The sequence below is a fragment of the Cellulophaga sp. L1A9 genome (assembly GCF_009797025.1).
In the GTDB taxonomy this organism is placed as follows: Bacteria; Bacteroidota; Bacteroidia; order Flavobacteriales; family Flavobacteriaceae; genus Cellulophaga.
Map to the genome: position 1 here is coordinate 62,253 of NZ_CP047027.1, position 13,466 is coordinate 75,718.

Consider the following 13,466-nt stretch of genomic DNA (forward strand, 5'->3'; position numbering starts at 1 on the left):
AAGAATTTATTTATTTTCACTAACATTCCCAAATGCATCACCGCCAATTCCCGAAGAATTAAAAACTTGTAACTCATAAGTATAAGTGCCTATAGGAAAAACAGGGGTCTCTACAGTTTTATCACTGCCAAATCCAAAAGATCCTACGGAGTATTCTACTCCATCTATTATAAATACCGTACTAGCTTGTAAACCTTGAGCTCTAATTATAAAACTAGCCGAATTATTCACAATAGAAACTGTACCATCTGTTTTTATCCCTCCAAATTCCTGAACATAGATAGATTGTGCTATTTTCCCATCAGAAAAAATAATATTGGAAGGCTCTTCAACGACCACCTCTATCGTATCTGAATTTTGCTCTCCGTTACCATCAAATACCGTTAAGGTTACTTGATAAGTACCTGCAGCGGTAAAAGGCCAAGATGCATTTTCCCCAATTGATCCTGAAATAGGATTAGAAGGATCTCCAAAACTCCAAGAATAACTCAATGTATCACCATCAGGATCAGACGAGCCAGCACCACTAAAGTTTCGCGTTAATGTTGTTGGATTATAATCTGGTAACAATTCTGCCACCGCCACCGGTTTACGGTTCCCTTGCGTTATTGTTAACACGACAGTTCCTGTGGCTTCATTCCATACCTTGCCATCATTTATAGTGTAGGTAAACTCCGCAGTACCCACATAACCAGCTGAAGGACTAAAACTAATATTTGCCCCTGTAAAAGAAACCGTACCCGCTTCCGTTGGAATAACACTTCCAAGACTTATTATAGCAATTGGATCTGATTCCAGATCACTGGTAGCGTCCATAACAGAAAAAATTGTTGCTTCTGTATTGGTACCTGCTCTAGTGATATCATTCGCCATTGGAGGCTGATTGCCATTAGGATCACGAACAACGTTTACCATACGCGAAGCCGTGGCAGTATTTCCATCATCATCAGAAACTGTATACACTACTTCATACGTACCTTCTACTGTAGTATCCACCTGAGAAACATCAACCGTTATCTCAGAGCTTATATCTCCATCAATATCATCTAAAGCCGTTGCTCCCTCATCTTGATAGGTAACTCCCAGAAACACATCAATAGGATTATCGCCTAAAATAGTAAGCTCTGGAGCCATAGTATCAATAATATCTTCAACTACCTCAAAGCTTAGTATAGCATTCCGCTCCTGATTGTTGCTGTCAATTAAAACAAAGTTTATAGGTACAATTCCTAAAGTACTCGGTGTAAAGTCTACCGTATACTTCCCTGGAGCAATTTGAACATCCTCATTTAAAACAATACTATTTTCCGTATCATTATCTTTTAATTCTCCTTGGGAGGCTTCTAACTGGTAATTTCGCACAAAGCTGATTCCGCTTTCTGTATCATCTATTTCAAAATTGACAACAATAGCTACTGTTTTACCAAGTTCTACCTGCGTAGAGGTGCTTGTAGCGGTCCATATGACAGAAATCTCATCAATAGTATACAGTAAGGTTTCCTCTTTTTCCTCCCCATAATTATCTGATGCTATAATCTTCACTTCATGATCGCCCACACTTGTTCCTATATACGACAGACTTGTGGCGAGTGGACTCAAGGTGATTTTAGAGTTCTCAGCTAGTAGTACTCCATTCGCATCTACAAAGTATCCTTCCCCATTCTTAACACTATATGAAAATCCATAACTAATATCATCCAATACCTCTTCCGGTATAACTTCTATAGTTGTGGTCAATAGTCCGTTTACATACCCTTGATTGGTGTGAGAGGTGATCAATTCAAATTCTACCTCCGTAAATAATTTGACCTCCTTGGTACACGAAATGCATAGGCTTACTAAAAGCACTAACATAAAAGCTTTACGGATCAATGGATGCTTTATAGCTTGCATAAGGTCTTGGTATAGGTTGATTCTAGCAAACGCTAAGGACCTTAATATAACGAAAATTTTTCTTCTTAATTGTAAACAGAAAAGGGTCAACAGTATTGTTGACCCTTTTCTGTTCATTATTACTTAATATTTTTAATTAAAGTATACACCATTTGGAGAAATACCCACTGTATAAGTTTCTAATGACACTACTGTCTCAATATCATAAATAATTAAACTGCCATTACTAACATAATCACCAGCATCTGTAATATACAATTTCCCATCATTTACCACCATTCCATATGGGTAAACATCCGTTAAAAATGCAGTATCTGGTAGAGTTGTTGCTGCTGTTTCCATTTCAAAAACTCCTCCAGACAAACTATAATATAATTTATCATCATCAATATTTAATTTTGAAGGATGCTCCATGCCTGTAAAAACCAAACTATTTTCTACATCAAAATTAGAAGTATTAATTTTCCATAATGACCCTGTTGTTTCTTCATTTACATATCCCCAATCTCCAGTAGACAATACCCATAAATCACCAGAAGCATCTAGTTGCATACTGCTAGGATTATCTCCTACAGCTATAGTAGCAACTACATCTTGAACATCTGTATCAATCACTGATACTTTATTATTAGTACCAAACGCTCCTTGATGAGCTACAAACACATAATTATCTTTTGCAACAATAGCCTCTGGCCCTAAAACTACAGGTATTGTCCCCTCTACTGTATTAGATTCTAAATTAATAATTGCAACATAATCATCTGTTTCATCTCCAGTATCACCCCAATTAGTTACATAGCCTTTATCATCAACTATTACCATATAACGTGGGTTGCTTAAACCTGTTTCTATACTTGCTTCTTTTTCAAATGTATAGCGATCTACAACAGTAATTTTATTAGAAACGTTTGCTATAATAAAAGCTTTATCACTAGTAAATGCTATAGATTGAACTATATTTCCTAGATCTTCATTATTGACAGCATTATAAATAGATGCTTGTACACTTGTAGAATCATTCTGTAAAAATGAAATTGTACCCGTACCATTATTAAATGGACCTTCATTAGCAATTAATATTCCATTAGCATAGTCTCCTTCCGGCAATTTAATTGTATCATTATCATCGGAGCATGAAGCTCCTAAAATTCCTAAAGCAACAATTGCTATTACGTGTTTAATTTTCATGAGTTATTAAAATTTAGTTATTAGTTGTAATTGATAATTTCTATTTGGCATAGGCCTATAGGATACGTTTTGATAAGATGTATTATAAAGGTTATTAACTTTAAGAACCATTTGCAATGCAACTTTTTTATTGACGTTTATTTCTTTTTGAATTCCGATATTAGAAACTGTGTATGATGATACAAAATCGGTATTATCAGTGGTAGTAAATGCTTTAGCATTATATAAAAACTGATAGAATACTCCCCATTTATGATAATCATAATTTAAATTTGAAGAAATTTTTTCTTTAGGAACATACAGCAACTGCTTATCTGTAACTTTATTAATTGCAATGGTATAAGAAGCTCCCGTAATCCAATTAATTGTATGTGCACCAAATAATTTTTTAATATTAAATTCTAGTTCAGCTCCATAATGTTCTGTTTCTGTAATATTCACAGGAGTCCAAACGGCTTCAATAGGCCTCCATTGAATTAAATCGTTTACAACTATATAAAATCCGTTAAGTTTAAAAGATACATTTTCAAACTTGAGAATATGCCCCCAATCAACTTGTTTAGATAATTCTGGCTTAAGCTCTTTATTTCCTCTTGCTCCTGCTCCAACCCAATACAAATCATTGAACGTAGGAACTCTATAATTTTTTGAAAAATTAATAGTAGAACTATATTTTGATGAAATTTTATATTTAGCATCAACTGCAACAATAAAGGGGCTATCATAATCAGTTACAAACTCCTTTCTAAGACTTAAGCCATATTTAAAATCATCATTTAGTTTATGTGACATTAAAAGTGTTGTAGAAAAAAGATTCCGTTCTATATTCTCTAGAGAAGTTCCTTTGCCTTTAATATTACTATACTCAATTATTCCATTTAGAGTTATTGCACCTAAATATTGCTTATAGTCATAGTTCGCAAGTATATTCTTAGATTGACCAAAAGTAAATCTTTCAGTATCCTTGTTGGCAAAATACTTGTATTCTTCAGTAAGGTATGCTAGTTTTAATTTACCTGAACTAATTGAATTAAAATGGTTCCACTCTAGCAATGATCTAGAATTTACATCTTCATAATTACTATTTGAAGGAGCCGTAAGTGTGCTCGAAAAATTTCTATTACCTATGAAAGTATTGTGATAAAACTTAAGTAATTGATTTTTAGAAATAAAATACCCGAAATTAGTATTAACATTCACATTTTTAAACGCTCCGTTTTCATTGATTTGATCAGTTCCTAAGTATTTATAATCGTTATCCGATTCCATATAATTTACTCCTACATCATAAGACCATTTTTCTCCACCGGCATTAGAGTTAAAACTAACTTTCTGACTATTAAAACTCCCTACCGAAAGTAATAGTCTATTTTTTATTTTTTGCTTAAAGTTTAATTCATCATTTAAGTGTATGCTACCTCCAATAGCACCACTTCCATATTGAACACTCCCGCCTCCCGATCTTACGGAAATGTCTCCAAAATTTTCAGGAATTAAAGTATTAAAATCTGTCTGACCGGTCAGTTGAGAATTAATATTAATTCCATTCCAAACAACCGCAGTTTGTTGCGCAGAAGTTCCCCTGAAAGATGCAGAAGAAACCATCCCATACCCATTCTCTTTAAAATAAATATTGGAATTATATCGTAATAAATCTGTAAGCGATGAATTACTAAGCTGTGCAACACTATCAGGAATTTTACTGATTTTGATTCCATTAGAAAATCGAACCAGTTTAGCATCAGTTAAAATCACCTCTTTTAAAACTACAACACTCTCTTTTTGCTCTTGAGCAAATACTGAGAACACTCCAGCAGAAACGTAAATTAAATAGAATAGAAAATTTTTTTGCACCATAATTCAATAAGTCCTTATCCCGAAGACTCGTATTAATTGTTTTGAATTTGGCAGGTCTCCTGACTTGTGTACTATCAATCATCTTCCCAAGTTTATACTCAGTGGTATTTTGAAGATTTGATAGCCACCTATTACGAACCGATATAAATATCAGTGCCGATTCGGCATAACTTACAGTTGCGGGAACAGCTCTAGAATTACACTAGATTCCCTTTTAATCAGATAAGTGCTAAACGCACTCCTCTAAACCAAAATTCGGCGCGAAGATATTGCTTTAAGTAGAAAAAAAATTACTTATCATCGTTATTTTTTTTGTTCATCTTAACAATCAGCCATATAAAACCGACCACAAAATGAAGTACTACAATGCCTGCAACAATATAAATTGTAAGATTAGAATCTCCTCTCATGTTTAAATTTTCATAAAATTAGGTCCTTAAAACCATAAAAAATATGACTTTTGTTACCTTGCAAAACATTCTATACTTAAACCAATGAAATATTTTTTTCTATTTATCTCTATTCTACTCCTTTCTTGTAAAGAGGAAACAAAAAAAATACCAGATATTGTAGAAAATATAATTCCTAGTTCAACTATTTTATACGCCAAAGGGTTTACGGTAGAAAAGCAGCCTAGTGGTGTAACTATTATCAAAATTACATCTCCTTGGCCCAATGCAGAAGCGGTTTTCACCTATGCCTTAATTCCTAAAGAAAAAGCAGCATCAATGACGTTAAACAGGGATGAATATGATGCTATTGTTACCGTTCCTATAGAAAACATTGTGGTAACGTCTACCACTCATATTCCTGTTTTGGAAGCCTTAGCTGTTGAAAATACTTTAGTGGGCTTTCCTGATACCAAATATATCTCATCAAAAAAAACAAGAGCATTAATTGCGAAAGGACAGATAAAAGAATTAGGCCAAAATGAAACAATAAATACCGAATTGCTTTTAGCGCTACAACCAAATTTGGTGGTAGGCTTTAGCATTCATAATGAAAATAAAATGTACGAGACCATTCAACGTGCAAACATTCCTGTCGTCTATAATGGCGACTGGACCGAGGAAACCCCTTTAGGGAAAGCGGAATGGATAAAGTTTTTTGCTCCATTCTATGGTTTAGAAAAGAAAGCCGATTCTATTTTTCAAAACATGACCAACGACTATCTTGCCGCAAAAGAATTGGCGCAAAATGCCACAAAAACACCAACGGTAATAAGTGGTGCTATATATAACGATGTTTGGTATTTACCCGGCGGGAAAAGCTGGGCTTCAAAATTTATTGAAGATGCGAATGCCCATTATATTTTTAAGGACACGGATGAAACAGGTAGTTTATCCTTGAGTTGGGAAAGTGTTTTAGAAAAAGGAAAAAAAGCGGATTTCTGGATTTCTCCCTCTCAGTTTACAACCTATAAGGATATGACAGAAAACAGTCTGCATTATAGACAGTTTGATGCTTTTAAGAAGAAAGAAGTATACTCTTTTGCGAGCACAATTGGGGAGACTGGCGGACTTTTGTATTACGAATTGGCTCCTAATAGACCCGATTTAGTGCTTAAAGATTTAATTCATATATTTCACCCTGAACTGCTACCTGACTATACGCCAATATTTTTTAAACCTCTAGATTAAGTGCCAAATTCAAAAAAGTATACCCTCTATTTTTTGCTCCTAGCCTTACTTTTGTGTGTCTTTTTTTTAATAAATATTAGTTTAGGTTCTGTACACATCCCCCTAAAAAGCACCTTTAACACCCTTTTAAGTGGTGCTGGAGTAAAGGAATCATGGCTTTACATTATTTGGAACTATAGAGTCCCTAAAGCAATTACAGCAATACTTGTTGGTGGCGGATTGTCTTTAAGTGGTTTGTTAATGCAAACGCTTTTCAGAAACCCACTCGCTGGGCCTTTTGTCTTAGGAATCAGTTCTGGTGCTAGTTTAGGAGCTGCCTTATTAATTATGGGTGCTGGGTTATTTTCCTCAGTGTTCAGTGTATCGCTTTTTAATGATGCTTCATTAGCCATTGCTTCTAGTTTAGGAAGCTTTCTAGTCTTACTCGCTGTTCTTTCTGTTGCCATGAAAGTCAAAGACACTATGTCGCTATTAATTATAGGGTTAATGTTTGGGAGCATTACTGGAGCATTAGTAAGTGTGCTCTCTTATTTTACTACTTCAGAAAAATTACAGCAATACATCTATTGGAGCTTTGGTAGTTTAGGAGATTTATCGTGGCCGCAATTAGGATTACTTGCAGGTATCACCGGTATTGGAATACTGCTAAGTATTTTTTCTATCAAATCATTAAATGCTTTTTTATTAGGTGAAAATTATGCTAAAAGTCTTGGAGTCAGTTTAAAAAAATCTAGATTCATTATCATCATCGCTACGGGTTTATTAGCTGGAGGCATTACAGCATTTGCAGGACCTATTGCTTTTATAGGTTTGGCGGTACCACATTTAACCCGACAAATATTTAATACCACAGATCATAAAATACTTGTACCCGCTGTATTAGTCTATGGCGCCATTTTAATGTTAATTTGTGATAGCATTGCGCAATTGCCACTATCTGCAAGTGTATTACCTATTAACGCCATCACAAGCTTAGTAGGTGCTCCTGTTGTTGTATGGCTATTAGTTCGAAAACGAAAAATGATTTTTTAATTTAAAATAGTATTCAAACGCCAGAAAAACATATCGCCCTAGAAGTAGCAAATCTTAGTATTGGCTACCAGAGCAAAAAGCAAGAAACGCTTGTTGCTAAAGCTATTTCCTTTGCTTTAAACCAAGGAGAATTAGGTGCTATTGTAGGCGTTAATGGCGTAGGGAAATCTACCCTATTGCGCACTATTGGCTCGGTTCAAAAATCACTCTCAGGAGAAGTCCGTATTGAGAACTTAGCACTCGATAAATACTCCTCTTTAGCTTTAGCTACTAAAATTAGTCTTGTACTCACAGAACCCATCGCCTCAAAAAATTTGACGGTTCTAGAGCTCATTGCTTTAGGCAGACAACCATACACCAATTGGCTGGGTACCCTGACCGAAACAGACAAGGCCAAAACAAAAGAAGCGATTCAATTAGTAGAAATAGCTGGACTTCAACATAAAAAATGCTATGAATTAAGTGATGGTCAATTACAACGGGTCATGATTGCCCGTGCTTTAGCGCAAGACACTCAAATAATTCTATTAGATGAACCTACTTCTCATTTAGACTTATACCACAAAGTACAAATACTAAAGCTCCTTAAAAATATTGCGCACCAAACACAAAAAACAATTCTATTCACAACCCACGAAATAGAAGTTGCATTGCAGTTATGTGATAAGATGCTCTTACTTAAAAAAGAAGAAAGCTATTTTGGAACGCCAGCTTCGTTAATTCAGGCTCAGCATTTTGAAAAATTATTCCCCTCCAATATGGTTAGGTTTGATGCCACTACAGGAAGCTTTAAAATAGTATAACGAGCTGCGCTTTTTAACTTTAATTTAAAAAACACTCCATATTTATTTTTTAATTTTAGTTTTCAAAACAAGGAACATGAAATTAGAGCAGAAATCTATCATCATCACAGGTTCATCCCGAGGAATTGGAAAAGAAATAGCATTACTCCTAGCAAGAAATGGCGCTAAAGTGGTCGTTAATTATACCAGCAGTAAGGATGCTGCTGAAGAAACTGTTGCAGAGATAAGTAAAAATGGAGGTACTGCTATTGCATTACAAGCCGATGTGAGCAAAAAGGAAGCGGTAATACGCTTGTTTGATGAAACTATTGCTGCATTTGGTAAGGTTGATGTCTTAATTAACAACGCGGGTATCATGAAAAACAAAGCTTTTAAAGACTTTAGTCAGGATGATTTCTCCTCTCAATTTGATATTAATGTGCGCGGTGTTTTTAATACGATGCAAGAGGCAGCTCACAAACTAGCTGATAATGGGATTATCCTAAATTTTTCTTCGACTACTACCAAACTGATGTTGCCTACTTATGGTATTTATTCTGCGACTAAAGCTGCTGTAGAACAAATGACCCGTGTGTTTTCCAAAGAAGTAGGACGCGGTATCTCTGTAAATGCTATAGCTCCTGGTCCAACAAAAACTGAACTATTTCTAGAAGGAAAATCAGAGGAATTTATGGATCGACTTAAGGGCATGAATGCCTTTGGTAGGTTGGCTGACCCTATAGACATCGCTAAAATTGTCTTGTTTTTAGCTAGTGATGATTCTAAATGGATCTCTGGCCAAGTAATTGGCGCAAATGGTGCTATGATCTAATTCTTGAATTGATTTAGAAAAACATATAAACTCGTTCATAAGTTTAAAGCAAAATCGTTTTAAGAGTCGATTTTTGATGGACTTTCAAATTCTTTAGAACTAAAGAACATTTTATCTGTGAAAAATATCTCAGGGAGGTAAATCTCACTAAATTTAAGTTGAAATGGATTAAACCATTTAACCTTTAAAAGGTTCTCTGCTACAATTTGTTTAATATCCCCATTTGGATAAAATAAATTTTCTTTATCATTCTTTTTGTAACCACTAATTAAAAAATCTGGAGAACTATAATTAACTACATATTGTATAATTTCTTTGATTTCCTTTTTATCAATTACATTATTCTTTGATGGTATTTCTTTTGATGATCTTTTTTTAAAAATTTCTATTTTTTTGGTTTTAAAACGAACTAATTTCCCAAATTCATATTTAACGATATCATAAGAATCTATCTCTTGATGTAAACTCTGAGCACCATCAAAAACATCACCTTTCCTTGAAATTCTTTCTATAATAATATCTCTAAAAGTATTTAACATTGGTTCATACATCATAACTTCCTTAAATTCACTTTTATTATCGTCAAAATAAAAGCAGTTATATTTAATTCTATCAGAAATCTTATTCCCCGATGCTTCATCGAACATGCGTTTATCTTTATTTTCTATATGAACTTCGCTAATTATCAACATTGGAGGCACATATTTGCCATCACCTTTGATTCTTTTATTAAAAAGTAAAGGATGAGTTTTAAATGTAACAATATCACCAACTTTAAATTCATTCAATAAACCCATTATTTTTTTCTATAAAAATAGAAAAATATCTTACATTTACCGTAAGTAAGGGAGTTAATTTAAATTGAAGAAATATTACATTTGTAGAACTACTAATTAATCATTTGATTAATTACTTAATCCGACCTTTTAAGAATAAATAAAAGGGAAAACAAATACGGCGATTAAGATTAATGTATCGATTACACTTAATATCTCTTCCAGTACTGGAACACATATTAAGTTCTGTAATACAAGATAGTGATTATATCTATTCTTCAAGGATAAATATGATACTATAATGTATACAGTTATGAACATTACGACCAAGTGATTTGAATTTAACATAAGTTCTTTCATTAAGGTTAACGTACAACATATGTGAGGGTCGAGAATTCGGCCTATGGTTCAGTCTAAAATTTAAGATGTAACGTAATATTTCGCTATAAAGCTCACGAAGACTCTCTTACTTTCATCTATGAGAAGAAAAAAGGATTGGTTTAAAGACAGGGGATATCCTCATTTTTCTAACAAAACTCCAATATCCATTAGAAAAAATATTGAGATTTATACTTCAAATCCAATTAAAGTTGCTAAACATTCTTTTCTCCCTTTATTATTTAAGGAAATAAGGCAAAGACGTTACAAAGAATCTTCTTTTAATGGAAACCTAAAAAAATCTCATAAAAAACAAAAAAATGCAAAGCTTATTTCAAACACGAAAGTTAGAAATATCATGTATGCTACACACATTGACGCCCACATATATTCTTATTATGCTCAAAAAAAAATTACTCCGAAGTATGAGTGCTACTTGTCCTCCAATGAATTATTATCCAATTCAATATCGGCATACCGCCAAATTAAAACGGGCGACGGTTTAAAGTTTAAGAATAATGTGCATTTTGCTAAAGACGCTTTTAAAGAAATTAGAAAAAGAGAAAACTGTGTATCCTTAGTTTTAGACATCGAAAATTTTTTCCCTACCTTAAATCATAAACTTTTAAAATTAGCTTGGGCAAAAATTTTAGAAAAGAAAAGTTTACCTAAAGATCATTTTAATTTGTTTAAAGCCATAACACGTTTTTCTTATGTGAAGCTTGATGATTTGAAAACAAAAAAAGGTCACTTTGATGAAAAGGAATTGTCAATACTTAGAAAATCTGGTAAAAATACTTTTTTTGAAAAGATAAAGGACTTGATTGAATCGGATATTATTATTCATAAAAATCAGAAAAGAAACGAAAAAAAAGAATTAATAGGGATTCCTCAAGGGCTACCTATAAGTGCTTTACTTGCTAATATATACATGTTAGCATTTGACCAGGCTGTCATCAATGAATTGACTTTAAAATATGATGTTTTTTACAGAAGATATTCTGATGATATAATACTTCTATGTAAGGAAAATCAGATAAATTTTGTAGAATCTTTTATCAAAGATCAAATTGAAAAAATTGAACTTAAAGTTTCTCTTGAAAAGACAGAAAGAACATTATTTAAATTACATAATAACAGATTACAATCTTTTAGAATTATAAATACTGATGAGTTAAAAGAGAATGTTCCTTTAAATTATTTGGGCTTCGAATTTTATGGGTATCAAACATTATTGAAATCTAAAAATCTTGCCAGTTTCTACAGAGAAATGAAGCAAACAGCTAAAAGAAAACATAAAAGAGTTGAAAGTATTAAAGAAAAGCATCTTTTAGACGATGCTCCCCTATTCAAAAGAAAATTGTATAGACTTTACAGCTTTAAAGGTGTTAAATCAAGAAATCTTCCTACAAAAAGAACAACCTTTTTAAATGGAAAAGCTTTGACAACAAGTTTCGATAGAAAATTTAGAGGTAACTATTTAAGATATGCTTACAATGCATCAGATGAATTAAAAGCACCTGAAATTAAAAGACAAGTTAGAAATCATTGGAAAATACTACAAAACACAATAAACAAATATGATTTTAGTAATGTAACAAACGTAAGTAAAAAGTAATTCCCTTGTAATTTTATCTATTTTTACCAACGTTAAAATTAAAATACAAATGAACGAGTACATCATCTATTTACTTATTGGAATTGCATGTATCGCTATAGGATTCTTTTTAGGAAACTATATTCAAAAGCTTAAAACTACTGCTTCACTAAGTGCTTTAGTAGCACGTGAAGAACAGTTGCATGGCAGCATTTCTTCTTTAGAGAAAAAACTTACCAAAGCAGAAGAAACTACTGCAGAAGTACGGGCTTTATCTGATTTGGATAAAAATGAACTTCGGCATGAAAAAGAACTCTTAGGAAATCAAATTACCCGATACCAAGCAGACTTAGAGAATCTTCAACTTAAACATACAGAACAGAAAGAAGAAGTTGAAAAACTTCAAGAAAAATTCACCAAAGAATTTGAAAATCTTGCGAATAAAATTCTTGAAGAAAAAAGCAGCAAATTTACGGAGCAAAACAAAGAGAATATCAAAAATATTCTGAACCCATTACAAGAAAAAATACTGTTATTTGAGAAAAAAGTAGATGATAGTCAAAAAGAAAGTGTGGGCATGCATTCTGCGCTTAAAGAGCAATTGGCCACCTTACAATTACAAAATTTAAAGATTACCCAAGAAGCAGAAAACCTGACGAAAGCATTAAAAGGCGATAGTAAAATGCAAGGAAATTGGGGGGAACTGGTTTTAGAACGTGTGCTTGAAAAATCTGGATTAGAAAAAGATAGAGAGTATTCTGTACAGCAGAGTTTTACCCGAGAAGACGGTTCTAGAGTATTACCTGATGTTATCATTAACCTGCCCGATGGTAAGAAAATGATTGTAGATTCTAAGGTCTCCTTAACAGATTATGAGCGTTATGTAAATGCAGATGACAGCTTAAAAGAGAAGTACTTAAAGGATCATATTAATTCACTACGCCGCCATGTGGACCAGCTTTCTGCTAAAAAATATGAAGATTTATATGCAATGGAAAGCCCCGATTTTGTTTTGCTTTTTGTTCCTATAGAACCTGCATTTGCTGTCGCTATCAATAACGACAATACTTTGTACAACAAAGCTTTTGAACAAAACATCATCATCGTAACACCCTCTACGCTATTAGCCACATTACGTACGATTGATAGCATGTGGAACAATGAAAAACAACAACGTAACGCCTTAGAGATTGCCAGACAAGCAGGTGCGCTTTATGATAAGTTTGAAGGTTTTGTGAGCGATTTAATGAAGGTTGGAAAAAAAATGGACGAGGCTAAAGTAGAATATCGTGGAGCTATGAATAAATTGGTAGATGGGCGCGGAAATATTGTGACCAGTATTCAGAAATTAAAAAAAATGGGCGCTAAAGCTAAGAAGTCTATTCCTGATTCTTTACTAAAAAGGGCTAGTGATAATTCTGATGACGAAGAAGAAAACGGAGGTATTGAGGAATCTAAGGTCAATTTGTAATATATTACCAGAAAATTAGC

Annotated in this window: 10 protein-coding genes and 1 riboswitch; of the genes, 6 read left to right on the forward strand and 4 right to left on the reverse strand. The window is 33.3% G+C overall.

The genetic code is table 11. The features are described from left to right. Nucleotides 1-6 precede the first annotated feature (6 nt). The 3 genes from GQR94_RS00305 to GQR94_RS00315 form a co-directional block, all read right to left on the reverse strand. Nucleotides 7-1,893 carry a DUF5011 domain-containing protein gene (locus GQR94_RS00305; RefSeq protein ID WP_158973457.1) on the reverse strand — a complete coding sequence of 629 codons (1,887 nt, stop codon included), beginning with the start codon at nt 1,891-1,893 and terminating at the stop codon, nt 7-9. 132 nt (nt 1,894-2,025) lie between these two features. Beyond that, nucleotides 2,026-3,081, reverse strand: a complete 1,056-nt coding sequence (locus GQR94_RS00310; RefSeq protein WP_158973458.1) for a YncE family protein — start codon at nt 3,079-3,081, stop codon at nt 2,026-2,028. A 6-nt stretch (nt 3,082-3,087) separates the two neighbouring features. Further along, complete coding sequence (locus tag GQR94_RS00315) at nt 3,088-4,938, reverse strand: TonB-dependent receptor (protein ID WP_158973459.1); 1,851 nt, start codon at nt 4,936-4,938, stop codon at nt 3,088-3,090. Nucleotides 4,939-4,969: 31 nt separating this feature from the next. Further along, nucleotides 4,970-5,206: riboswitch (cobalamin riboswitch) on the reverse strand. Nucleotides 5,207-5,432: 226 nt separating this feature from the next. Between GQR94_RS00315 and GQR94_RS00320 the strand changes: the two genes are divergently transcribed. From GQR94_RS00320 to GQR94_RS00335, 4 genes are all read left to right on the forward strand, one after another. Then, nucleotides 5,433-6,578 carry an ABC transporter substrate-binding protein gene (locus GQR94_RS00320; RefSeq protein WP_158973460.1) on the forward strand — a complete coding sequence of 382 codons (1,146 nt, stop codon included), beginning with the start codon at nt 5,433-5,435 and terminating at the stop codon, nt 6,576-6,578. Next, the gene (locus tag GQR94_RS00325; protein ID WP_158973461.1) at nt 6,579-7,610 is read left to right on the forward strand and encodes an iron ABC transporter permease; all 1,032 of its coding nucleotides are present in this window, start codon (nt 6,579-6,581) and stop codon (nt 7,608-7,610) included. A 104-nt stretch (nt 7,611-7,714) separates the two neighbouring features. After that, the gene (locus GQR94_RS00330) at nt 7,715-8,413 is read left to right on the forward strand and encodes an ABC transporter ATP-binding protein (protein WP_370458291.1); all 699 of its coding nucleotides are present in this window, start codon (nt 7,715-7,717) and stop codon (nt 8,411-8,413) included. Nucleotides 8,414-8,489: 76 nt separating this feature from the next. Beyond that, nucleotides 8,490-9,224 carry an SDR family oxidoreductase gene (locus GQR94_RS00335; RefSeq protein ID WP_158973462.1) on the forward strand — a complete coding sequence of 245 codons (735 nt, stop codon included), beginning with the start codon at nt 8,490-8,492 and terminating at the stop codon, nt 9,222-9,224. 59 nt (nt 9,225-9,283) lie between these two features. Here GQR94_RS00335 and GQR94_RS00340 read toward each other — a convergent pair whose 3' ends face one another. Beyond that, on the reverse strand, nt 9,284-10,012 hold the full coding sequence (locus GQR94_RS00340; RefSeq protein WP_158973463.1) for a hypothetical protein: 729 nt from the start codon (nt 10,010-10,012) through the stop codon (nt 9,284-9,286). 466 nt (nt 10,013-10,478) lie between these two features. On the opposite strand from GQR94_RS00340, the gene GQR94_RS00345 reads away from it, so the two are divergent. Both GQR94_RS00345 and GQR94_RS00350 read left to right on the forward strand, forming a co-directional pair. Then, complete coding sequence (locus tag GQR94_RS00345) at nt 10,479-11,996, forward strand: reverse transcriptase domain-containing protein (RefSeq protein WP_158973464.1); 1,518 nt, start codon at nt 10,479-10,481, stop codon at nt 11,994-11,996. Between the two features lie 49 nt (nt 11,997-12,045). Then, nucleotides 12,046-13,446, forward strand: a complete 1,401-nt coding sequence (locus GQR94_RS00350; protein ID WP_158973465.1) for a DNA recombination protein RmuC — start codon at nt 12,046-12,048, stop codon at nt 13,444-13,446. The last annotated feature ends 20 nt before the right edge of the window (nt 13,447-13,466 follow it).

Excerpts from the sequence above, each read along its gene's own strand:
- GQR94_RS00310 (WP_158973458.1), bottom strand. The coding sequence starts at position 3,081 with ATGAAAATTAAACACGTAATAGCAATTGTTGCTTTAGGAATTTTAGGA.
- GQR94_RS00350 (WP_158973465.1), top strand. The coding sequence starts at position 12,046 with ATGAACGAGTACATCATCTATTTACTTATTGGAATTGCATGTATCGCT.
- GQR94_RS00335 (WP_158973462.1), top strand. The coding sequence starts at position 8,490 with ATGAAATTAGAGCAGAAATCTATCATCATCACAGGTTCATCCCGAGGA.
- GQR94_RS00315 (WP_158973459.1), bottom strand. The coding sequence starts at position 4,938 with ATGGTGCAAAAAAATTTTCTATTCTATTTAATTTACGTTTCTGCTGGA.
- GQR94_RS00345 (WP_158973464.1), top strand. The coding sequence starts at position 10,479 with ATGAGAAGAAAAAAGGATTGGTTTAAAGACAGGGGATATCCTCATTTT.
- GQR94_RS00320 (WP_158973460.1), top strand. The coding sequence starts at position 5,433 with ATGAAATATTTTTTTCTATTTATCTCTATTCTACTCCTTTCTTGTAAA.
- GQR94_RS00305 (WP_158973457.1), bottom strand. The coding sequence starts at position 1,893 with ATGCAAGCTATAAAGCATCCATTGATCCGTAAAGCTTTTATGTTAGTG.